Origin of the sequence: Micromonospora sp. MP36, from assembly GCF_008119785.1 — a bacterium.
Lineage (GTDB): Bacteria > Actinomycetota > Actinomycetes > Mycobacteriales > Micromonosporaceae > Micromonospora.
The window spans coordinates 1-24,795 of the sequence record NZ_VSFA01000070.1 but is presented as its reverse complement, the minus strand read 5'-3'; the positions used below and the strand labels follow the sequence as shown (position 1 = coordinate 24,795).

Below are 24,795 nucleotides of genomic sequence, written 5' to 3'. Positions count from 1 at the left end.
AGACAGCGGAGAACACGCATGACGATCATCTGGAAGAAGGACCTGCCGCTGCCGATGGCGCGGCCCCGGTACTACGACTACGAGTACCTGCGCGCCGACGACCTCACCCAGGCGTTGGACTATCTGCTGGCCCGGCAGAACCTGGCCGCCCGGCTGCTGCGGCCGATGGGCGTGGTCAGCGGGCTCGAGCTGACCGCCACCGGCAGCGACGTGACCGTCGGCCAGGGCGTCGCGATCGACGGCGACGGCATCGTGATCGTGCTGCCGGAGAGCCGGCGCACCGCGCTGCCCGGCGACGGCACCTTCTTCGTCTGGGTGGAGTACCACGAATTCCTGTCCGACCCGCGCGACGAGGGCGGGGTCGCCGCGGAGACCCGGTGGACGGAGGAGGGGCTGGTCAAGGTCAGCGCGACCGCCCCGCCCGACGCCGCGCACGCGGTGCTGCTGGGCAAGGTGACCCGGACCGGCGGCACGGTGACCGTGCAGGGCACCGGCCGGCAGGTCGCCGGGCTACGGGTGCCGGTCGGCGCGATCGTGCCGGCCGTCGGCGGCGGGTCCCAGGCCGGCATCACCTTCCCCACCGACCCGGGCGGCGGCTCGGGTGACGAGGCGTTCATCCGCTACTGGCCGTACAGCGGGGAGAACACGATCCTGCGGATCGCCAACAACAACGACCCCGACGACCTGATCGCGTTCACCCAGTACGGCGCCGACCGGCTGCGCATCGGCGGCGGGATGCTGCACCTGGGCAGCATGGAGGGCACCCTGGTGAGCGCCGGGCAGGTGGTCACCGCGCTCGGCTTCTGGGGTCCGGGCGTGCAGCACGCCCAGCTGTCGTTCCGGGCCGGCAAGGGCTTCGAGCTAGTCGACCGCAGCGCCGACGGGCCGAACCTCAGCTACGCCGAGGGCAGCAAGCCGTACGCCGACCTGGGCGTGCGGGAGCTGCGCGCGAGCAGCCTGCGCGGGCGTGGCGGCCTGTCGCTGACCGCCGAGGGCAACTTCGCGGTCCGGGCCAGCGGCGGGGTCACCGTGGTCAAGGACGGCAGCGGGAACGGGGACCTGACCGTCCAGGGCAACGCGTGGGTGAACGGCAACCTCACCCTGCCGAACTGGAGCTGGATCAACGGCGGCACCCGGCTGCACATCGGCGGCCCGGAACGGCTGTACCTGCTCAACGCCGCCGGCGTGCACATCGGGTTCGGTGGCGTCGCCGGCAACGACAGCGGCTGTCTCTTCGTGCAGAACCGCAGCTCCTTCGGTGGCGACATGACCGTGACCGGCAAGCTCATGGTCGGCCCGGCGACGCCGCCGCTGGCCTCGTGGAGCGGCGGCGGCATCAGCACCTGGGACCTGTTCGCCTCCGGCGCCATCTACCTCGGCCTCAGCGAGTCCAGCGGCTACACGATCAGCCTGAACGCCGGCAGCGGCGTCATCAAGGGCAAGTCCAAGCAGTTCGCCATCGACCACCCGCTGGACCCGCCGGACGCCACCCAGCGCCGGCAGCTCATCCACGCCGCGATCGAGGGGCCGGAGAACGGCGTCTACTACCGGGGCGAGGGCCGGCTCTCCGGCGGTGTGGCCACGGTGGAGCTGCCCGCGTACTTCGAGGCGCTGACCCGCCCCGAGGACCGGACCGTCCAGCTCACCCCGGTCTTCGACGACGACGAGCCGGTCTCCCCGCTCGCCGCCGGCCGGGTCCGCGACGGCGCGTTCCGGGTCCACACCGTCGACGGGTCGCCCGCCTCGCACGCCTTCTACTGGGAGGTCAAGGCGGTCCGCGCCGACCTGGAGCCGCTGGCCGTCGAGGTACCCGCATGATGCCCACCGGCTGGTGCCCGGGCACCCGCACCGTGCCCGGGCTGCTCACCGCGTACCCGGGGACCAGCTGTGTGCGGATCTTCTTCGGGCCCGGCGACGGGCTGCCCGCGTCGGCCTGGACCGACCAGCGGCAGCGGCTGGCCCAGGTGCCCGCCGCCGCCGACGTCATCGTCTCGCACAAGGACCCGGACGTGGACGCCGCCGCGTTCGTCGCCGCCTGGCAGGCCACCGGCCGGACCGGCCGGCTGATCCTGGTCCCGCACCACGAACCGGAGCAGCAGAGCGGCGGCGACCCGGCACCGGCCGAGTTCCGCAAGTCGTGGACCCGCACCCGGACCCAGGTGGGCGACCACCCCGCCCGGCACGACGGCCGGTTGCGGCTCGCGGTCTGCTGGACCCTGCAATGGGTACGCCGGGTCGACGCCGCCGGCCGTCGGGTCAACAACTGGCGGACCTGGTGGCCGGAGCACGAGGCCGGCGCGGTGGACCTGGTCCTCGCCGACTGGTACCCGTACGACCCGACGGCCCCCAACCCCTTCCGCCCAGCCGCGTACGAGGAACCGCCGGCCGCCCTCGCCGTCATGGTCGAGCTGGCCAGGGCCACCGGGAAGCCGTGGGGCATCGCCGAGATCAACCATCCACGGATCACCACGGCGGGCGGCTACCCGGTCGACCTGGACCCCGACGGCAGCCGCTGCGCCGACTGGTACCGGCGGATGCACGCCTGGGCGAAGGCGAACGGCTGCCAGGTCTGGTCGCACTACCACCGCGACGAGGGCGACCTCACCGAGCGGACGGCCGAACAGCAGGCGCTGCGGGAGCTGATCGCCAACGAGGCCGCCGCGCCCCGCCGGCTCGCCCCGGCGCTGGAGACGCTGCGCGCCGAGCTCACCCGCCGCTGGCCGGGCAGCGGCCGCACGGTGGTCGAGTCGACGCACCACGCCGACCACCGGGCCAACCTGCGGGACACCGTGGACGCGCTCGACGTGGACGTCTCCGGGGTCGACACCACCGCGCTGCTTGCGGCGTTCCAGCGCCACCCGTCGGCGGCACAGTGGATCCTCGCCGGCAGCACCGCCCGCGCCGACGACGGCTGGACCCGGCGGCCGTACGCCGGCACCGATCCCGGCGCGGGCCGGCTGCACCTGGGCATCCGCGCCACCGAGGCGGCCGAACGGGACCAGCGACCCTGGGGCCTGGCCGACGGCAGCGGTGGCGGCGACGACGCGAAGCGGTTCCTCGCCCTGCTGAAGGATCCGGCGGTGGCCACCCAATTGCGCGCCCTGCCCTGGCAGTACGCCGGCGGCGGCATCCCGCGCGGCATGTCCACGCTGGCGGTGCTCAACGAGATCGTCCTGACGGTCCGCACCGTCGGCGAGGCCGTCGCCCGGCTGGCTGCGGACCCGGCACCGGTACGGGCGGCGCTGGCCCGGCTGCCCGAACCGCGCACCGACACCGACGCCGTGACGAGTTCGCCAGCCCAGTCCGATTCACCGGCCGACGCGCCCGCCGACTCACCGGCCGACACCGCGGCGCTCGCCGACGCGGTGGCCGCCCGGGTGCTGGACGCGCTGCCGGCCAACGGCGCGGCACCGTCCCGGGCGGAACTGGCCACCGCGCTGCGCGCCGCGCTCGCCGACCTGGTGCGCTGACCCTTCCGCGCCACCTCCGGCCCGTGGCTGGCGCGGGCGGCCCAGCCGGCGGCGGCCCTCGGCGGCGCGAGCGGTGCGGACGGGCCGACCGAACCGGTGGGCCGCCGCGCCGATCGTGCCAGTGCATCACCGCCCGGCGGAGCGGCCGGCTCCACCGATCCCCCACCACCGGCCCGACCGGTCGGCGGCGGCGCTGCTCGATCGGCGCGGATCGGCCGCCGCTCGGGTCGCCGCGTCGCCGATAGCCGACTCATGCCTTGCCGCGCTGACCTGGACTTTCGACAGTGGACGCAGCCTTCGGCCGGCACGCCTCGGCGGCCGGCGAGGGCGCGGCGACCCGCCGGCGTGGAGGCCACCGCGCCGGCCCGAGCGGAGAGCGGAGACACGGTGATGGACACCGCCACAGTCGACCCGGACTACCAGGTGACCGTCTTCGAGGAGGACGACGACCCGGAGTCCCTGATCGGCGACGACGTCGACTACGACCTTGCCCTGGACGAGGAGCACTGACGTGAGCGCTCACCTGGCGCCCACCCTGCGGGTGCTGCGCGATGAGATCAACGCCCGGTGGCCGCACCGGGACCGTGGCTCCGACGGCTGGATCGGCGACGCCGCCCACCAGGCGCGCGGCTCCCGCTCCGACCACAACCCGGACGGCGACGACCGCTCGGTCAACGCCATCGACGTGGACGTCGACGGCATCGACCCTCTGCTCGTGATCCGCCACTGCATCACCCACCCGTCCTGCCAGTACGTGATCTACAACCGGGTGATCTGGAGCCGCGTCCGCGGCTTCGCCCCCGCCCGCTACACCGGCTCCAACCCCCACAACAAGCACCTGCACGTCAGCGTCAGCCACCAGCGCGCGCTGGAGGACAGCCAGCGGCCGTGGGGCATCGCCGCCGCGGCGGTGACCCGGCTGGGCGACCGGGTGCTGCGCGACGGGTGCCGGGGCAGTGACGTACGGGAGTTGCAGACGCTGGCCAACCGGCTCGATGCCGGGCTCACGGTCGACGGGGCGTTCGGCCCCCGGACCACCGCCTGGGTGCGCGGCTTCCAGCGGGCCCGGGCGCTCACGGTGGACGGCGTCGTCGGCCCGGCCACCCTGGCGGCGCTGCGGAAAGCCACCGCGCCGCCCCCGTCGCAGCCGGGCCGGGCGCCCGGGTCCCGCACCGTGCGGCGGGGCAGCACCGGCGAGGACGTCGCCTTCGTCAAGCGCTTCATCGGCACCCGCCGCTGCGGCCCGCCCGGCGTCGACTTCGACGAGCGCACCGACGCGGGCGTCCGCTGGTACCAGCGGATGCGCGGGCTCACCGACGACGGCATCGTCGGCCGGCTCACCTGGGCGCAGATGGGCGTCCGGGTCACCTACTGAACACACTCGGGAGTCCTCATGCGGGTGTCCTTCCGTCCGGCCTGGGACGGCTTCGCCTTCACCAACGCCTTCGTCAACCAGATCAAGATCATCGGTCTGCCGATCACCGAGACCAAGGGCCGGTGCGGCGGCATGGCGTTCGCCGCGCTGGATCACTGGCACCGGCGGCTCCCGGTGCCCGACGCCGGCACGCTCCCGGCCGACGGCAACCCGGTCGCCGACTACATCTACGACCGGCTGATCACCAGCATCATGGACAACTGGGCGATGTACGCCCAGTTCATGAGCACCCCGGACCACCCGACGACGCTACGCGGGATCGGCGTGGCCCGGATGACCCGGGAGGAGCAGTTCCCCAAGCTCAAGCAACTGCTCGACCAGGGACTCCCGCAGCCGCTCGGGCTGGTCCAGTCCCGCGACCCGGCCGGCTTCGGCAACGACCACCAGGTGGTCGCGTACGGCTACGAGCAGGACGCCACCCGGACCCGGATCTTCATCTGGGACAACCGGTTCCGGCGGCGGGAGGACGTGCTGGAGTTCAAGACCGCGTACGACCCGGCCGACCGGGCGGTGCGGCAGAGCAACGGCGACGAGTGGCGGGGCTTCTTCGTGGAGCGCTACTCCCCCCGGACGCCGTGGTACCTCTCCGCGGGCAAGCTGCTCAGCGACCGCTCCGACCCGCGCATCTACGTGGTGCACGGCGGCGCGAAGTTCTGGGTGACCAGCCCGCAGGAGTTCGATCGGCTGGGGCTGCGCTGGACCGAGGTGGTCGAGCTGCCCGACGGCTCGACGGCGTACGTCGCCGACCGGCCCGGCGACCGCCTGCTGCTCCGCGAGATCGACCGCCCCGAGGTGTACGTCACCTACGGCGGCCACGGCTTCCACATCCCCGACCCCGACACCCTGATCCGGCTCGGCTTCACCTGGTCCGACGTCCGGGTGGTGCCGCGCGACTCGCTGCGCGCACTGACCCCGGTGCCGATCGACGGCACGGCGCTCCGCGAGGAGCACAAGGATCCCGTCTACCTGGTGTCCGGCGGCGCGCTGCACCACGTACCGGACCCCACCACGTTCACCGCGCTCGGGCTGCGCTGGGACCGGGTCGGGGTGGTGCCGGACGGCGCGCTGGCCAAGCTGCCGATGGGCGACCCGCTGCCCACCAGCCACCTGCCGGCCTGGTCCGAGCTGCCGGCGGGTCAGCTGATCACCCGAGACCACGACGCGGTCGACTACCGGATCGAGGCCGGCGCCAAGCCGGCCGACGAGGTGGAGTTCGTGCTGACCCTGGGGTCCGGCCTGACCTGGCGCAAGGAGATCGGGCTGCACGCGAAGGACGGCGACTGGACGATCGCGGTGCAGGACGCCAAGCGCACCGACGCCAACGGGCTCTACCGCTACCAGCTCCCGGAGGGGCAGCTCCGGCTGCGCAAGGCCAAGCTGTTCGGCGCGGTCACCGGCGTGCTGGAGCTGAACGACCTGGACCGGCTGCCGGCCGGCGCCCGGGTCACCTTCACCTGGGTGCGGGACTGATCCGGTCCCGGCCGCCCGGCACCGTGCCCGGGCGGCCGGCCCGGGTCAGCCGTTCTTGCGGCCCACTGCGCAGTATTCCGAGGTGGGGGTGGTGTCGTTGCCGTCCGGACGCCACCGGGAACAGGTGACCAGGCCCGGTTCGAGGAGCTCCAGCCCGTCGAAGTACCGGGTGATCGCCGCCGGGGTCCGGACGGTCATCTGGGCGGCACCGCCCTCGTTCCACATCGCGAGCGCCCGGTCGACCGCCTCCGGGTTGACCTCCCGGGTCGGGTGCGACAGGACCAGGTAGCTGCCGGGCGGCACGGCGTCGACCAGCCGCCGGACGATGCGGGCGGCCTCCTCGTCGTCGACGACGAAGTTGACGATGCCGAGCAGCATGATGGCGATCGGCTGGTCGAAGTCCAGCGTCCGGCGGGCCTCGGTCAGGATCAGCTCCGGGTCGCGCAGGTCCGCCTCGATGTAGTCGGTGGCGCCCTCGGGGCTGCTGGTCAACAGGGCGCGGGCGTGGACCAGCACCATCGGGTCGTTGTCGACGTAGACGATGCGCGACTCCGGCGCGGTGGCCTGGGCGACCTGGTGGGTGTTGTTGGCGGTCGGCAGGCCGGTGCCGATGTCGAGGAACTGCCGGACGCCGGCCTCGCCGGCGAGGTGGCGGACCGCGCGGCCGAGGAACTCGCGGTTGAACCGGGCCGACTGGACGAGCTCCGGCATGAAGGCGAGGACCTGCTCGGCGGCCTGCCGATCGGCCGCGAAGTTGTCCTTGCCGCCGAGGAGGTAGTTCCACAGGCGGGCCGAGTGCGGGACGCTGGTGTCCAGCGCGTCGGCGCGGGCCGGGGCGGTCAGGGGCTGCTCGGTCACCGACGCTCCTTTGTGTCTGGTGGTCGCGCACAGCGTAGGTGCCCGTCGGACGTGCGGCAACCGTCGGCCGGGCCGGTCGGGTCCCGCCCGGTCAGCTCTGCCGCAACGCGGGCATCGGCACCGGGACGGCCAACGCGGTCGCGCCGGCGCCGGCGCCGCGCTCGCAGGTGTTCGGCGGCACCGTGCCGATGCCCCGGGTGGCGGGGCGTTCGGCCGCCCAGAACATGAAGCCGAGCATGCCGGCGGTGGTGCCGGCACCGCGCGGGGCGACGCTCTGCACGTACGGGGCGGCGGCCTGCTGCACCGAGGTGGCGTAGTCGACGCACTCCGGCAGCGGCTTGCCGCCGTAGGCGAGGTAGACGCCGCCGGTGAACTTGGCCGGGGCCAGCGGCGGCACCGGCGGGCTGTACTGCGGCTTTCCGTCGACGTGCTCCTGCCAGCTCGCCTGCGAGGTGCTGGCGGAGGCGGGCCGGGCGGGGACCATCGCGTTGGCGTAGTCCAGGACCGGGGTGTCGGTACGCAGCCAGTCGGCGGTGGCCTTGCGGTTGAGGTCGATGAGCCACCGGTCGCCGGCCGCCACGTCGATGGTGAGCCGGGCCTCGGGCCGGGCGCCGGCGGCGTCGTACGGGTGGATCGCCCGGTAGGCGTCGATGAAGGACTGGAGGCCGGTGAGGTTGGGGCTGCTGTTCCGCTCGTAGTCGATCTCGATGCCCACGCCGAGCCGGGTGGCGACGGCGGCGGCCCGCTGGCCGAGCAGGGTGGGGTTCTCGGCGAGGGCGGCGTCCCAGTCGTCGGTGTAGGTGATGCCCCCGATGGAGAGCATCACCCGCACGCCGTGGGTGGTGAACCAGCCGACGATTTCGGGGGTCATGCCGCGCGGCACGCCGTCGAGGGTGGTGGCGTCGGTGGTCTGGTGCAGCAGGTCGAGCGGGTTGACGAAGCTGAGCACCACCAGGTTGACCGAGGGCCGCCCGTCGCCCCGGTCGATCAGCCAGTGGTTCTGGCTGTCGAACTCGGTCACGGTGCGGGTGGTGCCCCAGGTGCAGTAGTCGTTGCCGCAGTGCCAGGCGCCGTAGACCTGGATCGGGGTGGCCGCGGCGGGTGCGGGCGCCGGCCGGGGTGGCGGCGCGGCGGCGGCGGGCGTGGTGGTGGCGAGCGCGAGCAGGAGCGCGGCCAGCGGTACCGAGCGTCGCATGGGGCCTCCCCGACTCAGCGGTACACCTTGTTTACAGTAGAGCGTCGAACTCCGTCAATGCGCGCCGGCGATTTCGTCGAGGACCCGGCGCTGGAAGGCGCGGGCCTCGGGGCCACTCGGCGGCAGGCCTCCCCGGCGGGCCGCGATCGACCGCTCGATCAGGTCGGCGTCGTCGCGGCCGGGGCCGGGCCGCGCCTGTCCCGCCGCGAGCCGCCGCCCGGCGTCCACCTTGGCCAGCCAGACGCCGTCGCGGCAGCGAACCAGGGAGCGGCAGGCGCCGAGCACGGCGTCCTCCGCGCCGGGGGCCGGGCCGTCCCCGGGTGGGGTCGGCAGCGCCAGCCACCAGGTCAGCGCCGCGACCAGCAGCCGGCGCAGGTCCTCCGGCGTGGGATCGGCGAACACGTCGGCGGCGGTCGGGCCGAGCAGGCTCAGCCCGGACTGGCGCAGGATGCTGCGGTCGAGGGCGTACCAGAAGCGCCCATCGGCGGCGGGCCGGTCGGCCGGGTCGTACGTGGCGCGGAAGGGCATGGTCGCCCCGGTGTTGAGTTCGACCTCGAAGCCCGGCTCGGGGGTGCCGGAGCCGGCGACGTCCCGCCGGTAGGCGACCAGTTCCAGGCCGCGCGCCGGGCAGGGCAGGGCCTCGTGCCGCAGCCGCTCCACCAGCGCCCGCTTCGCCGCGCCGTCGAGTGGGCGGGCGACCACCAGCGCCACGTCCACGTCGCTGCGTCCCGGTTGGTACGCGCCCAGCCCCACCGAGCCGGCCGCGTACGCGCCGACCAGATTCTCGCCGAGCACCGCCCGGGCCCGGTCCACCAGCTCGGCGAGGTATCCGCGTACGTCGTCGTCCATGCCCGCATCCTGCCGGTCGGCCCGGCGGCGGCTCAGACCGGCCCGGCGTACGCCCGGACCTGCCCGCGGACCGTCACCCTGACCTGGGTGCCGGCGGACAGCGCGGCGCCCTCGTCGAGCGTCCGCGCGGTGAGCAGGGTGCCGTCGGGCAGCCGGAGGGTGGTCAGCGCGTCGTGTCCGTGGAAGTCCTGCCGGACCACCGTCGCGGCCGACCCGCCGCTCGGGGCGAGTCGGAGCTGTTCGGGGCGGATGAGCACGGTGACGGTGCCGCCGGTCGCCGGGCCGCGTAGCGGCAACCGGCCGAGCGGGGTGACCGCCACATCGACGTCGACGGTGGCCGGCAGCAGCACGGCGTCGCCGACGAACGCGGCCACCCACGGGTCCGCGGGGTTGCGGTAGACCTCGGCCGGAGGACCGCACTGGACGATCCGGCCGGCCTGCATCACCGCCACGGCGTCCGCCATGGACAGCGCCTCACCCTGGTCGTGGGTGACCAGCACGACGGTCGCCCCGTCGGCGCGCAGCGCTTGGCGGACGTCGGCGCGCAGCTCGCCGCGGAGCTGGGCGTCGAGAGCGCTGAACGGCTCGTCGAGGAGCACCAGCGGCGGGCGAGGGGCCAGGGCCCGGGCCACCGCCACCCGCTGCTGTTGGCCACCGGAGAGCTGGTGCGGCATCCGCCCGCCGTATCCGGCGAGCCCGACCAGGGCCAGCACCTCCTCGACCCGGCTGCCACGCCGGTCGGCCCGGGCCAGGCCGTAGCCGACGTTGTCCGCGACGGACAGGTGCGGGAAGAGCGCGCCGTCCTGCGGCACGACCGCGACCCGGCGGCGGTGCGGCGGCACGTGGACCCGGTCGCCTGCGAGTTGTCGCCCGGCGACGGTGACCACGCCGGAGTCGACCCGTTCGAAGCCGGCGAGGCAGCGCAGCAGGGTGGTCTTGCCGCAGCCGGACGGGCCGAGCACGGCCAGCAGGTCACCGCGGGCGACGTCCAGGTCGACGCCGGCAAGCGCGGTCACCCGGCCGTACGACTTGGTCACCCCGGTCAGGGTCACCATCCTCTCGGTCATCGGGCGCCTCCGGTGAGTCCGGTTCGGACGGCGAGCAACCAGGTCGGCACGGCGGCGAGCGCCACCAGGATCGCGGCGTACGGGGCGGCGGCCGCGTACGCGGCGGTGGACGTGTGGGTCCACAGCTCGGTGGCCAGTGTGTCCATCCCGGTCGGGCGCAGGAGCAGGGTGGCCGGGAGCTCCTTCACGCAGGTGAGGAACGTCAGCGCGGCGCCGGCGCCGATGCCGGGCAGCGTCAGCGGCAGGGTCACCGTGCGGAACACCGTGAACGGGCCACGCCCGAGGGACCGGGCGGCCTCTTCGACGGCGGGCGGGCTCTGCGCGGCGGCGGCGGCCACCGCGCCGACGGCCAGGGGCAGGAAGAGCGCCGCGTACGCCAGGGCGAGCAGCCAGGCGCTCTGGTAGAGGGGGTAGGCCACGTTGACCGCGAAGAACACCAGGGAGAGGCCGATGACCACGCCGGGCAGGGCGTGGGCCACGTAGGTGAGCCGGTCGAGCACGGTGGCGACCGGTCCCGGCGCTCGTGCGGTGAGCAGCCCCAGCGGCAGGGCGAGGAGCATGGTCAGTGCCGCACCGGCGAGGGAGACCGTCAGCGACGCGCCGGCGGCGGCCGCGATCTCGGCGAGGGAGCCGGGGCGGGACACCCCGGCCGCGAGCCATCGGGCCAGGCCGGCGGCCGGCACGCCGAGGGCGAGCCCGTTCACCGCGAGCAGACCGGCCAGCGCAGGCCCGCGCCACCGGGCCAGCCGCAGCCGTACGGGGGGTCGGACGGCGGTGCTGGCGTAGCGGGCGTCGCGGGTGCGGGTGGTCAGCTCGGCGCCGATCAGCAGGACGGTGAGCAGCACCAGCACGGTGGACAGCACGAGCGCGCCGGTGCGGTCGAAGCCGAGGTTGAACGCGGTGAAGATGGCCCGGGTGAAGGTGTCGACCCGGACGATGGAGACCGCGCCGAAGTCGCTGAGCACGTACAAGGCGACCAGCAGGGCTCCGGCGGCGACGGCGGGGCGGATCTGGCGCAGGGTCACCCCGAACAGGGTGGCCCATGGTCCCCTCCCGAGTGATCGGGACACCTCCTCCTGGCCGGGGTCGGTCCGGTTGAGCGCGGCGACCGCGGGCAGGAAGACGTACGGGTAGGAGCAGAGGGTGAGCAGCAGGGCGGCGGCCCAGAAGCCCTCGAAGCCGGTGACCGTGGCGGTCCAGGCGAAGCCGGCCACATAGGTGGGGACGGCCAGCGGCAGCGTGGCGACGACGCCGAAGACCCGCCGGCCGGGCAGGTCGGTACGGGCCACCAGGAGTGCGGTGCCGACGCCGAGCACGGCGCAGGCGGCGGTGACCACGGCGGCGAGAGCGAGGCTGCGTAGGGCGAGCACCGCGACCCGCGCGGTGAACAGCTCGGCGGCGATTCGGTCACCGCCCGCCTCGCCGGCGCGTACGGCGAGGTAGACCAGCGGTAGCAGGGCGACCGCGACGGCGGCGGCCGAGGCGGCGGTGAGCGCCGGACGGCGGATCAGCCGGCGCGGCGACCGCCGGGCGTCCGCCCGACGGTCGCCGGCCAGGACGGCGCTCAGGCCAGCCCCGCTTCCTTGATCATTGCGACGGTGGCGTCGAGGGTGTCGAGGTCGTTGAGGTCGATCTTCGGCGCCTCGAGGGCGGCCAGCTGCGGCAGACCCGGCGCGGCGGGCACCCCGGCCGCCAAGGGGTACTCGAAGGTCTGGGTGGCGAAGTAGGTCTGCGCCTCGGTGCCGAGCAGGTAGTCGACCAGCGCCTGGGCGTCCGGGTCCGCGCCGGCCCGCTCCAGCAGGCCGACGCCGGCCGCGTTGACCAGGCCACCGGTGTCGCCGTCAGGGAAGAAGTGCAGCTTCGCCTTCAGCACGTCGGTGCTGCCGCCGCGCTCCTTGGCCAGCTCGTACACGTAGTAGTGGTTGACCAGGCCGACCGCGAGGGTGCCGGCGTCGATGTCGGCGACGATCTGGACGTTGCCCTCCCGGATCTGCGGCTGGTTGGCCTTGAGCCCGGTGAGGAACTCGCGCGCCTTGGCGTCACCGTGCTGCACCCGCAGGGCGGTGATGAACGCCTGGAAGGAGCCGTTGGTGGGGGCGACACCGATCTTGCCCCGCCACTTCGGGTCGGTCAGCGCGAACACACTCGTCGGCAGTTCGGCGGCGCGGACCTGGTCGGCGTTGTAGGCCAGGACGCGGGACCGGCCGCTGACGCCGACCCACCGGCCGTTGGCGTCGCGGTACGCGGCCGGGACCCGGTCGAGCTGCTCGGCGGGCAACACCGCGAAGAGGCCGGCCTTGCTGACCGCGCCGAGCGCGCCGGCGTCCTGGGCGAAGAACGCGTCGGCGGGGCTGCGCCTGCCCTCCTCCAGCAGCTGCGCGGCCATCTGGGACGTGGTGCCGTAGCGCACGTCGACCTTGACGCCGCGGGCCTTCTCGAACTCCTCCAGCACCGGCTTGACCAGGGCCTCGCTGCGGCCGCTGTAGACGGTCAGCCGCTTGTCGCCGGGCTTGCCCGGGTCGCCGTCGGGGCCGCCGCAGGCGGTCAGGGACAACAGGCCGGCGAGAGTGCTGGCCAGAAGGAAACTGAGACGCTGTCGCACAGGTAAGGCTTACCTTACTGGCCCCGGTTGAAGCAAGCCACCCCCTTGCTGGAAATTAGGTGAGGCTCCCCTAACCTGTCGGCCATGCGCGTCCTCCCCCACACCGGGCCGGCGCCGTTCGTCCGCGCCCTGGCCGGGCACGGCGACCGGCCGGCAGTGATCACCGCCGACGGCCGGCTCAGCTACGCCGAGCTGGCCGAGCGGATCAGCGAGCTGGTCGCCCGGCTCGGCCCGGTCCGCCGGCTGGTGCTGCTCGCTGGCGCGAACCGGGTCGACGAGCTGGTCGCGTACCTGGCCGCGCTGGCCGGCGGACATCCCCTGCTGCTGGTGCCCGGAGACCACGACACCGCGACCACCGAGCTGACCCAGGCGTACGACCCGGATGTCGTGATCGGCCGCGTCGACGGGGAACTCGTGGTGGACGAGCGTCGCCCCGGCAGCCGCCACGAGCTGCACCCCGAGCTGGCGCTGCTGCTCAGCACCTCCGGGTCGACCGGCTCCCCTAAGCTGGTCCGGCTGTCGTCGGCGAACCTGCAGGCCAATGCCGAAGCGATCGCCGAGTATCTCGACATCCGCGACACCGACCGGGCCGCCACCACCCTGCCGCTGCACTACTGCTACGGCCTGTCGGTGGTGAACAGCCACCTGCTCCGCGGGGCGGCGCTGATCCTCACCGGACTGTCGGTCACCGACCGCTGCTTCTGGAAGCTGTTCCACGCCGCGCACGGCACCACCCTGGCCGGCGTGCCGTACACCTTCGACCTGCTGGACCGGGTCGGCTTCGACCGGATGCACCTACCCCACCTGCGCTACCTCACCCAGGCCGGCGGCCGACTCGACCCGCAACGGGTGACCAGGTACGCCGCCCTCGGCCGCCGCCACGGCTGGCGGTTCTTCGTCATGTACGGCCAGACCGAGGCCACCGCCCGGATGGCGTACCTGCCGCCGGAGCTGGCCGAGCACCGACCGGAGGCGATCGGGCTGCCGATCCCCGGCGGGTCGTTCCGGCTGCGCCCGCTGCCGGACCGGCCCGAGCCGGACACCGGCGAGCTGGTCTACGCCGGACCCAACGTGATGCTCGGCTACGCCGAACGGCCGGGCGACCTGGCCCTCGGACGCACCGTCACGGAGCTGCACACCGGCGACGTGGCCCGGCGTGCGCCGGACGGGCTCTACGAGATCGTCGGGCGGGCCGCCGAGTTCGCGAAGATCTTCGGCCTGCGGGTCGACCCACGGCGCGTGGCGGAGCGGCTGCGGCGGGCGGGCGTCGAGGCGTACTGCGTCGGGACGGACCGCGAGCTGGTGGTGGCCGCGACCGGCGCTCACCACCCCGGCCGGGTGCGCCGCCTGGCCGCCGCCGCTGCGGGGCTGCCGGCCCGCGCGGTCCGTGCGCACGTGCTGGCCGAGCTGCCCCGGCTGGGCAACGGCAAGCCGGACCTGGCGGCCGTCCGCGCCCTGGCCGCGCCGCCAGCGCCCGCCTCCGCGCCCTCCGGGGCGGGTCCGGACCAGCTCTGCCGGCTCTACGCCGAACTGCTGGACCAGCCCGACGTCAGCCCCGACCAGAGCTTCGTCGACCTGGGCGGCGACTCGCTGTCCTACGTGGCGGCGTCCGTCCGCCTGCAGGAACTCCTCGGCGACCTGCTCGCCGACTGGCACACCAGCCCCATCCGGGAGCTGGCCCGGCCGGCGCCGACCCGGCCGACCCGGCGGCGGGTGCTGGAGACCGGCGTGGCCCTGCGGGCGCTGGCGATCGTCGTCATCGTCGGCTCACACATCCCGGTCTTCACCATCAAGGGCGGCGCGCATCTGCTGCTCGCCGTCGCCGGGTTCAACTTCGCCCGCTTTCAGCTCACCACCGCGCCCCGGCGGGAGCGGGTACGCGGCGGCGTCCGCGCCGTCGGCCGGATCGTGCTGCCGTCGGTGGCCTGGATCGCCCTGGCCGGCGCGGTCACCGGCGACTACACGCTGGCCAACGTGCTGCTGCTCAACGGCGTCCTCGGCCCGCACGACGGAGCAACCCAGTGGCATTTCTGGTTCATCGAGGCGCTGGTCCACCTCCTCCTGGTGGTCACCGTGCTGATCGCCGTACCGGCCGTGGACCGGATCGAACGCCGGTACCCGTTCGGGCTGCCGCTGGCGCTCGCCCTCCTCGGCCTGGTCACCCGGTACGACCTGCCCGGGCTCGCCACCCGCGGACACGTGCCGGAGTCGGTGGTCGTCGGCTGGCTCTTCGCGCTGGGCTGGGCGGCCGCTCGGGCGCGCGGGACCGCGCGGCGGGTGGTGGTCACCGCCGTCGCCGCGCTCACCGTGCCCGGGTTCTTCGGCCAGCCGTACCGGGAGGCGTTCATCGTGGCCGGCTTCGCCCTGCTGGTCTGGGTGCCCCGGCTGCCCAGCCTGCCGGCCGTCAACCGAGCGGCCGCCGTGTTGGCCGGCAGTTCCCTCTGGATCTACCTGACCCACTGGCAGGTGCTGCCGGTGGTCGGGCCGTGGTCGCCCGAGCTGGCACTGCTCGCCTCGCTCGCCGTCGGGATCGGCTGCGCCGCGGCCGTCCGCGGCGTGACCCGGTGGCTGGCCCGGCTCGGCTCGGCCAGGGCAGCAGACGGTCAACGCCCCGGGCACCGCCTTCACCTTCAGCCGCCGCGCCGTGCCCCGCGCGCCGCCGTCCAGCTCGTACGTCTTCGGCGCGGCGAAGCGCACCCGGACCCGGCGCCCACGGGTGATCCGGACGAACGGCGAGTCGGCGGAGCGGCCGGCGGCCATCCGCCCCAGCGTCCGCGCCCAGTCGACCGCGCCGCTCGCGGTGGCGACGCCGATCTCCAGGGCGCCGTCGTCCGGGCGGGCGTCGTCGAAGGCGGGGATGCCACCGGTGATCGTGCCGACGTTGCCGAAGAGCACGCAGCTCGCCTCGCCGTCGAACCAGTCGGCGCCGTCCACCCGGATCCGGGTGCGGACCAGCTCGCCGCGTACGTGCCGCAGCCCGGTCCAGACGTACGCGACCCGGCCCAGCCGGCCCTTGAGCCTGCGGTCGGCGTCGCGGATCAGGTCGCCGTCGAAGCCCGCGCCGGCCATCACGGCGAAGTGCTCCCCGTTGAGCCGGCCCAGGTCGAGCCTGCGTCGCTGGCCGTGCAGGGCGATCCGGACCGCCTCGGGCAGGTCGGTGGGGATGCCCAGGTTGCCGGCGAAGAGGTTCGCGGTGCCGGCGGGCAGGATGGCCATCGGCACCTCCGTCCCGGCCAGGGCGTCGGCGCAGCGCTGCACCATCCCGTCGCCGCCCCACAACAGGATCAGCGCGGCGCCCCGGTCGAGGGCCTTGCGTACCTTCTTCGGCGCCTTGCGGCTCTTCGGCACCTCGTACCAGAGGAGCTGGCCGACCCCGGCGGCGACCAGGCGGGTCCGCAGCTCGTCGAGGCCACCGCCGAAGGTCTTCTTCCGGTGGGCGACGACCGCGACGACGCCGGCCTCCGGGGTGGCCGGGTCTACGACGGGGCCGTCGGCAGTGGGCGTGCTCATGGTCCCGGTGGTACCCAGCGGTCGGCGCGGGCACGCCTGGACACACCGCGCGACGCGCCGACTTCGACCAGCGGCACCCTGTGATCAATCGACTGCGTTCGGTAGAGTGCGGACGTTGATCGCCGGCGATGGCCGGTGGCCGGAGAGGTGCTGGGATGACTCGACGAGGCGGGCGGTGGACGCGCGTTGCGCTGCGCCTCGGGCTCCTGCTCGGCGGGGTCGTCGTGGCGTGGGGCGCCCACGAGGCCGCCACCAGCCCGGCCGCCTACGCCGCCGACCGTCCGCCGGCCGCGCCGGTGGACGCCGCCGCCGACCTGCTCACCGGCATCCTCCGCCCGGTCCTCGAGGCGGCGGCACCTCCACCGGCACCGGAAGCGCCCACCGACGTCGCGGCCCCACCCACCCCGCCGGCGGCACCCGGCTCCCGCCCGGCGCCGCCGCCGACCCGGACGGCACCGAGCCGCCCGGCCCCGGACCGGGCCTCGCCTCGGCCGGGCCGGGTGTCCACCCCGCCGGCCCGCCACCTGGAGCCACCCGCGCGGGCCGGCACGCCGAAGCCCGCCGAGGCGCCCCGCCCGGCCACCGGGCTGCTCGGTGGGGACGCACTGGCACCGGTGGGTGACGCCCTGGGCACGGTCACCGACCCGGTCCGGTCCGGGGTGCTCGCGCCGGTGGCCGAGGCACTACGTTCCGTCACCGACCCGGTGCGCGGCGGAGCGCTCGCCCCGGTGGCCGACGCGCTACGGCCCGTCACCGAGCCCGTGCGGACCGGCGTGCTCACCCCGGTGGCCGACGCTCTCCGTCCGGTGACGCAGCCGCTCGCCCCGGTCCTCTCGCCCGTCTGGCAAGGGCTGGATCCGGTGCTCGAGCCGCTGGATCCCGTGCTCGAGACCCTCGAACCGGTGACGGACCTGGTGGATCCGCCACCCGCGGCGACGCCGCCGGCCGGCCCGGTCGGCGAACCGACGCCCGGCGACGGCCCGGCCGGCGAGCCGATGCCCGGCACCGGCCCGGGCTGCGTCGGGCCGGCCACCGGACCGGTCGACGCCCCGGCCAGAGCCGCCTCGGAACCCGCACCCGGCAGCGCCCCGACGGACCGGCCCACCACGACGCAACTCTCGTCCCTGCCGCGTCTCGCCGGGTCAGACGGCCCGCATCCGGTCGGGCCCGACGCGGACTCCGCGCCGGCCACGACCTTCCCCGGCACCAGCGGATCCGGCGCGTCCGGCACCGTCCACGGCGGCCCCGCCGACGCCCCCACGTCGGCATGGACACCGCCCAGCCTGGCCGGACACCGTTGCCAACTGACCGGTGACGGCGCTCTCCCCTCCCGCTCGCCCCGCCCGGGCACCCGGCCCGCCTGACCGGCGGGCCGTTTCGTGCCGTCCGCACGGCACGGGCGGCCCCCGCGTACCCGTGTGCTTTGACGGCCCCTGGTGGCCCGTGCCGGCCCGCGGCGGTCCGCGCCGACGCCGGCATCCCTTCCCCGACGTACCCGATCACGATGGTGACCAGGAGTTACCCATGAACGTGAGCATGCCCGTCGTCCGGGCCCGGTGGTGCGACATCGGCCGGATCGCCGATCTCGCCGCCGAGGCCCTCACACCCACCGACCTCGGCGCCTGGCTCGTCCCCGACGAGCACCGCCGGCCGGCCGTCCTCGCCACCGTGGCCCGGATCTGGGCCGAGCACGCGCTACTCTTCGGCGACGCGTTCCTGCTCCCGGACGGCACGGCCGCGACCGTCTGGTTCCACCGCTACCGGCCGATCCCACCGCCGGCCCGGTACGCCGACCGGCTCGACGACGCGTGCGGCGCGGACCGGGACCGCTTCCTCGTGCTCGGCCGAAGCCTCGCGGCACGCCGGCCCACCGAGCCGCACAACCATCTGGCCCTGCTCGCCGCACCGGGCCCGGCGGAGTCGGGCCACGCCGCAGCCGTGCTCGCCAGGTCGCAGCGCTGGATGGACACGCTGAGCCTGCCGACGTACGCGGAGGTCTTCACCGAGGCGGGCCACGAGCTGTTCCGGCGGCACGGCTACACCCACCGGGACGACTTCCCGCTCGACGGCGACACGACCACCTACTCGATGTGGCGGCTGTCGCCGTTCTGGACCGGTCGGTCCAGCCGTAACGCCCGCTCGCCGGTGCGCCGTCCACTCGTCCTGCCACGCAACGGCCCGGTCCACCGGTGGGCGCTGCACTGAGCAGGCCGGAGCCTCGGCGGTGACCGGGCGCCCCGCTGCCCGGTCACCGTCGCGGCGACGTCCGGTGACGCCAGCCGGTAGCCCCCCGGTCACGGGGCGCTGCCGAGCTGGTCCTCAGCTCAGCAGCGACCAGCATCACACCCGGCGGCGGCGACTGCCGCCGTTGTCACCGCAGGTCCGCTAGCCTGGCGGGCCGAGGCGGGGACACGATTCGGCCGAGCAGTCGGAGGGTATCGGGTGCGGATGCTTCCAACCGGTGACAGCGACCACGTCGGGGGTGCCACCGCCCCGAGGCCGGGGCGGCCACGTCGGCGCCGGCGAATACTGATCTTCCTGGCGGTCTTCGCGCTGCTGGCCGGCTCCGGCGTGCTGGCCGGCGGCTACTACTTCGACAGCGTGCCCACGCCCGCCGACCTCAAACTCCCGGAGTCGACCACCGTCTACTACTCGGACGGCCGCACGCCGATGGCCAAGCTGGGCGCGGAGAACCGCACCATCGTCCCGTACGACCAGATGAACGACTCGGCCAAGCAGGCCATCGTGGCGGCCGAGGACCGCACCTTCTGGACCAACAAGGGCATCGACTTCAGCGGCGTGCTCCGGGCCGCCTGGTCGAACCTCACCGGCGGGCAGCGGCAGGGCGCCTCCACCATCACCCAGCAGTACGCCCGCGTCGCCGCCGACCTGCGCGGGGTCACCTACTCCCGGAAGCTTCGTGAGGCGGTGATCGCCTGGAAGCTGGACGACAAGTACAGCAAGGAGGAGATCCTCGGCTTCTACCTGAACACCGTCCCGTTCGGCCGGGGCGCGTACGGGATCGAGGCGGCCGCGCAGACCTACTTCGGCAAGACGGTGCGCCGGGACGCGCCCGCGTCCCAGCAGCTCACCCAGGCGGAGGCGATGGTGCTCTGCGCGATGGTGAAGCAGCCGGAGGCGGATCCGAACGATCCCGAGGGCTCCCCCGGCTACGATCCGCGGCGCAACGCGACGGCCCGGCAGAACTCGATGGACCGCTGGAACTACATCCGCGACGGCATGGTGAAGCTCGGCTACCTGACGCGGGAGGAGGCGGCGAACCTGGCGTACCCGGACGACGTGAAACCGATCGACCCGGACGCCGGCCAGTCCGGCCTCGACCGGCCCACCGGCCTGGTGGTCGACCACGTGCTCAGCGAGCTGCGCCAGACCGAACAGTTCCGCGGCAAGCCGGACGAGGTCATCCGCGACGGCGGCTACCGGATCGTCACCACCATCGACAAGCGGGTCCAGGACGCGGCCGAGGCGGCCGCCGACATCCGGCGCGGCACCGCCCCCGACGCGGTCCGGGGCCAGCCGAAGAACTGGCAGGCCGCCCTGGTGGCGGTGGAACCGGGCACCGGGCGGGTGCTCGGCTACTACGGCGGCAACAGCAGCACCGGCGCGGACTACGCCGGCTGGTACTACGACGAGAAGGGGCAGGCGCGCGGGTTCGGCCAGCACCCGCCGGGCTCGTCGTTCAAGGTGTACGACCTGGCCGCCGCCGTGGAGAACAAGGTTTCCGTGAAGCAGCACTTCGACTCGCCGGACACCAAGGAGTTCCCCGAGTCGGGGCGGACCAAGGCCAGCCCGGCCGGCCCCATCCGTAACGCCGAACACGCGCCGTGCCAGCCGAACTGCGCCCTCTGGGAGGCCACGGTCGCGTCCCTGAACGTCACCTACTTCGAGCTGACCGAGAAGCTGGGGGTCGCGAAGGTGATGGACATGGCCAAGCGGGCCGGCGTCGACTCCATGTGGGAGACGGTGCACGGCAACCCGCAGCCGCAGCGGGTGGAACTGCGCGACAAGCCGACCGACGAGGTCGCGAAGCGCTTCTCCACCGAGGTCGGCATCGGCCAGTACGGCATCACCGTGCAGGACCACGCCAACGGGATGGCCACCTTCGCGGCCGGCGGCAAGCGCGCCGAGGCGCACTTCGTCCGGTCGGTGACAAAGGGCGACGACAAGCTCTACACCGAGCAGCTGAAGACGACGGACCTCGGGCTGAACGAGGAGGCGATCAACCAGCTCGACTGGACGCTGCGCCGGGTCAAGGCGGCCAAGTTGGACAACGGCTGGGACTCCGCCGGGAAGACCGGCACCTGGCAGGCCGGGCAGAGCACCACGCAGAACGTGCACACCTGGATGGTCGGCTGGACCGGGGCTCTCGCGGCCGCCGTCTGGCTCGGCACCACCGACGGAAAGCCGCTGCGGACGAAGGACGGCAGCTACGAGGTGTACGGCGCCAGCGGCCCGGGGCCGATCTGGCGGCAGTTCATGGCACAGGCGACCGAGTCCCTCAAGCTCGACCCGGACAAGTACCGGTTCGACGACCCGAAGTTCCCGGACGACGCCCCGTCGACCACCGGCCCGGCGCAGCCGGCGCCGACCACCTCCGCGCCCCGGCCCACGACGCGGCCGACGCCGAGCGTGACGCCCTCGGAGTCCAGCCCCAGCCCGACCGACTCGCCGACACCGCCGCCGACGGGGTCGCCGTCGCTGCCCCCGCTGCCCACCCTGTCGCCGTCGAAGAGCCGGAAGCCGCAGTGACGGCCGCTCCGCCCGGGCCACCGCCGGCGGTGGGATGATCCACCGGTGGAGAACCTGACGTGAGCGGTGACCTGCCGGAGCTGACCGTCCCGGATGCCGCCGCCTGGCGGCGGTGGCTCGGCGAACACCACGCCGACCCCACCGGGGTGTGGCTGGTCCTGGCCAAGCGTGGCAGCCAGGGGCCCACCACCCTCAGCTACGACCAGGCGCTCGAGGAGGCCCTCTGCCACGGCTGGATCGACGGGCAGGTCAAGGGCCGCGACGAGAGCACCTACCGGCAACGGTTCACCCCGCGGCGGGCTCGTAGCCCCTGGTCGGCCCGGAACGTCGGCATCGTGGCCCGGCTGCTCGCCGAGGGCCGCATGCACCCGGCCGGGATCGCCGAGGTGGAACGCGCCAAGGGCGACGGCCGCTGGGACGCCGCCTACGCGGGACAGGCCGCGGCGGAGGTCCCGGCGGATCTCGCCGCCGCGCTGGCCGCGGAGCCCCGGGCCCGGGCGATGTTCGACATCCTCACCGCGCAGAACCGGTACGCCATCCTGTACCGGCTCACCAGCGCCAAGCGTGCCGACACCCGGGAACGCCGCATCGCCCAGTTCGTCGCCATGCTGGCCCGCGGCGAGACCGTCTACCCGCAGCGCCGGACGCTCGACGAACGGGGGGACGTGGCCGGGTGATCCGGGCTGTCGCGGTCGACGTCGACGACACGCTGTGCCTCACTGAGGCGGCGTGCTTCGAGCTCGAGAACGAGGTGCTGGGGCGGATCGGCCGCGACCCGATGCCGCGGGCCGTGCACCTGGCGACCTGGGGGCAGCCGCTGCTGGACGCGATGCGGCTGCGCTCGCCGGGGGTGGACCTGGACCGGTTCGCGGCGGCGTACCCGGACGTGCTGCACCGCTACGTCGCGGCCGGCCGGCTCGACGTGATCCCGCCGGAGAACCTGCGCGCGCTGGACCGGCTGGTGGCGGCGGGGCGGACGGTGCTGCTGCTGACCTCGCGCACCGAGGCGGAGATGGCGCACCTGCTGGCGCCGGAACACGTCCTGGCCGAGCGGGTCAGCGCCGTCTTCCACGCCGGCAACACCCGCTACCGCAAACCCGATCCCCGGGCCTTCGACGAGCTGCTCGCCCGCACCGGGTTCGCCCCGCACGAGTGCGCCTACGTGGGCGACTCGCCGGGCGACGCCGAGGCCGCCGGGAAGGCGGGACTGTCGTTCGTCGGCTGCCTGCAGAGCGGCGTACGGCGGCGCGAGGATTTCGACCCGCGACACGTCGACCTGTTCATCGACGCGTTCCCCGAGGTGGTGGACGCCGTGGCGCGGTTGGAGTCCGGACGCCGCTGATGGCTGGCGGCGCCGGTCAGGGGGCGAGCACCAGCTGGCGCAGCTGGCCGTCGAGGGTCGGCGCGTCCACGCCGCCCGGCCAGCCCCGCAGCAGCGCACCGCCCTTGGCGACCAGCACCACGGCCGGGGGTTCGCGGACCGCGTACGACCGCCAGATCGCGCCGTCGTCGTCGACCACGACCGGATACTCCACCCGGTGCTCCCGCAGGTAACGCTGCAGATCCTCCGGCTTGTCCTCGGTGACCACCCCAACGAAGACCACCTTGTCCCGGTGGGTGCGGGCCAGCTCGCTGAGGGCGTCCTGCTGTTGCGCGCAGGCGGTGCACCAGGAGCTGAAGAAGACCAGCACGACCGGGCGGTCGGCCCACAGGTCGGCGAAGGCGATCGGGCTGCCGTCGGTGAGCGGGCCGGTGACGGCCGGGGCGCCCGGCTCGCCGGACGGGGCCGGTCGCAGCGCCAGGCCCGCCGGCGCCGGGCCGGGCAGCGCCGATGCCCCACCGGCGACGGCCTCGGTCCGCGCTGGCGCGTCGTCGCCGTCGGAACAGGCGGTCGCGGAGAGCACCGCGCCGAGCGCCAGCGCGAGGGCCGCCAGCCGGACGGCGTACGGGCGGGTCACGAGGGCACCACGGCGACCAGCGCCGGCCCCTCGCTGCTGTTCGGGGTGAGGTCGATCGCCGGGTGGCCGTCGACGACCAGCCGGTACGCGTCCCGGGCGGCCAGCTCGACCGGTATGGAGAACTCGCAGTACGTCGGGACGCGGGTCACCTCCAGGTCCTCCTCGAAGGTGGCCACGGACGTGCCGGAGGACAGCACGCCCTCGGCCAGCGTCCGCCCGCCGGCGTCGATCACCTGAAACGGCGCGCGGTTGTGGAAGTGGGTGTACGGGCCGGTGCCGGCGCACTCCACGCCCTCCGGCCGGATGTTGATGTCCCGCACCAGCACCCGCACGGTCATCGCCGACCGGGCCTCCTCGGCACCACCGCACCCGGCCAGTGCGCCGGTGAGCAGCGACGGCAGCACGACCGCTGCCAGCAGACGCCGCATCTGTCCTCCAGATCGTCGGGGCGGGCCCGGGGTGGCGGGGAACGTGGTCCCCACCGCCCCGGGCCCTTCCGTGGGTCAGCCGAGCAGTGCCCGGGGCCGTTCGACCCGGCACTGGCTGGTCACGGTCTTGCTCGGGTCGCTCTCCGAGGTGGCGGTGAGCGTCACCAGGGTGGTCGCGGCCGCGTCGGCGGTGGCGCCGACCGAGACGTCGACCGGGGTGGTGGCGCCGAACTTGGCGGTGGCCAGCTCGTTGGGCAGCTGAACCCGCCAGCCCTTGCCGTCGACGGTCGCCGAGAGCCGGTACACATCGGACTTCAGGTACGCGCTGGCGTCCTCCGGGTGCACCTGCTCGCCGGCCACGTACCGGCCGGTGTTGGTCAGGTCGAACGTGCAGTTCGCGCCCTTGCCGGTGGGCTTGCCCTGGGTGACCAGGGAGCCCTTCGACAGGGCCACGCCGTGCTCGCTCGGACCGGCGCCGTCCAGCGACCGGACCGCCACCGTGTAGGACAGCACCCCGTCACCGTCGCGGCGGAGGTTGAGCACGTAGAAGTGCAGCCGGTTGGCCTCGTCCACGTACTCGTACTCGCTGCCGGAGTTGGCGCCGGCGTGGAACAGCGCGTCCGACAGCTGCCGGTAGTCGCCCATGGTGATCTTCTGCGGGGTGCCGTTCGGCTGGTAGAAGTCCACCATGTCGATGTCCTGCGGGTTCGCGTCCACGACCCACACGAACGGGGCGCTGTCGGTGTTCTTGGTCTTGCTGATCAGCACGCCGTTGTCAGGGGTGAACGAGTCCGCACCCATCCGCTGGACGACCTCGACGGTGTAGTTGTTGAACCGGCCGCCGTCGCAGAGCGGGTCGGTGGTGGTGCTGCACGCCGGCGAGCGGTCGGCGTTCATCGCGATGTTGATGCCGGTCAGCCCACCCGGGCCGGCGTCGACCGCGCGGGCGGTGACGTCGGCGACGACCAGGCCGGACGACGCGAGCCCCTCCCGCGACAGCCGCAGCGCATGCTCCTCACCGAGCAGCCCGATCTTCAGCTTGTCCCGCAGCGTGTGCAGGGACCCCATCGAGCCACCGTTGACCGGGGGGATCTGCCAGCGGGTGTGCGGCCCGCCCGGGCCGTTGAAGGAGCCGCGCGACATCATGCTCCAGATGCCGGTGTACGCGCGGCGCAACGGAACG

General features: G+C 74.2%; 17 protein-coding genes and 3 pseudogenes. 10 read left to right on the top strand and 10 right to left on the bottom strand.

Annotated elements, in window-relative coordinates; genetic code table 11:
* Positions 1–18: 18 nt before the first annotated feature.
* The 4 genes from FXF52_RS30020 to FXF52_RS30005 all read left to right on the top strand — a co-directional run bounded on the left by FXF52_RS30020 (position 19) and on the right by FXF52_RS30005 (position 6,375).
* On the top strand, positions 19–1,818 hold the full coding sequence (locus tag FXF52_RS30020; protein ID WP_148801783.1) for a hypothetical protein: 1,800 nt from the start codon (positions 19–21) through the stop codon (positions 1,816–1,818).
* Positions 1,815–3,470: a hypothetical protein gene (locus tag FXF52_RS30015; protein ID WP_148801781.1), complete on the top strand. Its 1,656-nt coding sequence runs from the start codon at positions 1,815–1,817 to the stop codon at positions 3,468–3,470. The genes FXF52_RS30020 and FXF52_RS30015 overlap by 4 nt, the downstream gene beginning before the upstream one ends.
* A 511-nt stretch (positions 3,471–3,981) precedes the next feature.
* Positions 3,982–4,845, top strand: coding sequence for a peptidoglycan-binding protein (locus FXF52_RS30010; protein ID WP_187413797.1), 864 nt, complete (start codon positions 3,982–3,984; stop codon positions 4,843–4,845).
* Positions 4,846–4,863: 18 nt separating this feature from the next.
* Complete coding sequence (locus FXF52_RS30005) at positions 4,864–6,375, top strand: hypothetical protein (RefSeq protein ID WP_148801777.1); 1,512 nt, start codon at positions 4,864–4,866, stop codon at positions 6,373–6,375.
* 45 nt (positions 6,376–6,420) lie between these two features.
* Here the strand turns inward: FXF52_RS30005 and FXF52_RS30000 are convergent, their stop codons facing one another.
* From FXF52_RS30000 to FXF52_RS29975, 6 genes are all read right to left on the bottom strand, one after another.
* Complete coding sequence (locus FXF52_RS30000; protein WP_187413796.1) at positions 6,421–7,233, bottom strand: SAM-dependent methyltransferase; 813 nt, start codon at positions 7,231–7,233, stop codon at positions 6,421–6,423.
* A 91-nt stretch (positions 7,234–7,324) separates the two neighbouring features.
* Positions 7,325–8,428 carry a hypothetical protein gene (locus FXF52_RS29995; protein WP_255472482.1) on the bottom strand — a complete coding sequence of 368 codons (1,104 nt, stop codon included), beginning with the start codon at positions 8,426–8,428 and terminating at the stop codon, positions 7,325–7,327.
* A gap of 54 nt (positions 8,429–8,482) precedes the next feature.
* Positions 8,483–9,277 carry a nucleotidyltransferase domain-containing protein gene (locus FXF52_RS29990; protein ID WP_148801775.1) on the bottom strand — a complete coding sequence of 265 codons (795 nt, stop codon included), beginning with the start codon at positions 9,275–9,277 and terminating at the stop codon, positions 8,483–8,485.
* A gap of 32 nt (positions 9,278–9,309) precedes the next feature.
* Positions 9,310–10,344: an ABC transporter ATP-binding protein gene (locus FXF52_RS29985; RefSeq protein ID WP_148801773.1), complete on the bottom strand. Its 1,035-nt coding sequence runs from the start codon at positions 10,342–10,344 to the stop codon at positions 9,310–9,312.
* Positions 10,341–11,855 (bottom strand): iron ABC transporter permease, encoded by a 1,515-nt coding sequence (locus FXF52_RS29980; RefSeq protein ID WP_148801771.1) that lies wholly within the window; start codon positions 11,853–11,855, stop codon positions 10,341–10,343. Before FXF52_RS29980 ends, FXF52_RS29985 begins: the two co-directional genes overlap by 4 nt.
* 53 nt (positions 11,856–11,908) lie before the next feature.
* Positions 11,909–12,946: an iron ABC transporter substrate-binding protein gene (locus FXF52_RS29975; RefSeq protein WP_148801769.1), complete on the bottom strand. Its 1,038-nt coding sequence runs from the start codon at positions 12,944–12,946 to the stop codon at positions 11,909–11,911.
* 84 nt (positions 12,947–13,030) lie between these two features.
* Between FXF52_RS29975 and FXF52_RS29970 the strand changes: the two are divergent.
* Positions 13,031–15,592, top strand: a pseudogene (locus FXF52_RS29970) (AMP-binding protein); the annotation flags it as partial.
* A gap of 9 nt (positions 15,593–15,601) precedes the next feature.
* On the opposite strand, the pseudogene FXF52_RS42585 reads toward FXF52_RS29970, so the two are convergent.
* Positions 15,602–16,456, bottom strand: a pseudogene (locus tag FXF52_RS42585) (diacylglycerol kinase family protein); the annotation flags it as partial.
* 155 nt (positions 16,457–16,611) lie between these two features.
* Here FXF52_RS42585 and FXF52_RS29960 point away from each other — a divergent pair.
* The 5 genes from FXF52_RS29960 to FXF52_RS29940 all read left to right on the top strand — a co-directional run bounded on the left by FXF52_RS29960 (position 16,612) and on the right by FXF52_RS29940 (position 22,568).
* Entirely contained in the window at positions 16,612–17,820 is a 1,209-nt protein-coding gene (locus tag FXF52_RS29960; RefSeq protein WP_148801767.1) for a hypothetical protein, read from the top strand.
* Between the two features lie 160 nt (positions 17,821–17,980).
* Positions 17,981–18,661: a hypothetical protein gene (locus FXF52_RS29955; protein ID WP_255472480.1), complete on the top strand. Its 681-nt coding sequence runs from the start codon at positions 17,981–17,983 to the stop codon at positions 18,659–18,661.
* Positions 18,662–18,904: 243 nt separating this feature from the next.
* On the top strand, positions 18,905–21,226 hold the full coding sequence (locus FXF52_RS29950) for a transglycosylase domain-containing protein (protein ID WP_148801764.1): 2,322 nt from the start codon (positions 18,905–18,907) through the stop codon (positions 21,224–21,226).
* A gap of 59 nt (positions 21,227–21,285) precedes the next feature.
* Positions 21,286–21,903, top strand: a complete 618-nt coding sequence (locus tag FXF52_RS29945; RefSeq protein ID WP_148801762.1) for a YdeI family protein — start codon at positions 21,286–21,288, stop codon at positions 21,901–21,903.
* Entirely contained in the window at positions 21,900–22,568 is a 669-nt protein-coding gene (locus FXF52_RS29940; protein WP_148801760.1) for an HAD family hydrolase, read from the top strand. Before FXF52_RS29945 ends, FXF52_RS29940 begins: the two co-directional genes overlap by 4 nt.
* Positions 22,569–22,584: 16 nt before the next feature.
* Here FXF52_RS29940 and FXF52_RS29935 read toward each other — a convergent pair whose 3' ends face one another.
* The 3 genes and pseudogenes from FXF52_RS29935 to FXF52_RS41955 all read right to left on the bottom strand — a co-directional run.
* On the bottom strand, positions 22,585–23,184 hold the full coding sequence (locus FXF52_RS29935; protein WP_187413794.1) for a TlpA disulfide reductase family protein: 600 nt from the start codon (positions 23,182–23,184) through the stop codon (positions 22,585–22,587).
* The gene (locus tag FXF52_RS41960) at positions 23,181–23,612 is read right to left on the bottom strand and encodes a hypothetical protein (protein WP_187413793.1); all 432 of its coding nucleotides are present in this window, start codon (positions 23,610–23,612) and stop codon (positions 23,181–23,183) included. The genes FXF52_RS29935 and FXF52_RS41960 overlap by 4 nt, the downstream gene beginning before the upstream one ends.
* 75 nt (positions 23,613–23,687) lie before the next feature.
* Positions 23,688–24,795: pseudogene (locus tag FXF52_RS41955) on the bottom strand (peptidase M6); the annotation flags it as partial.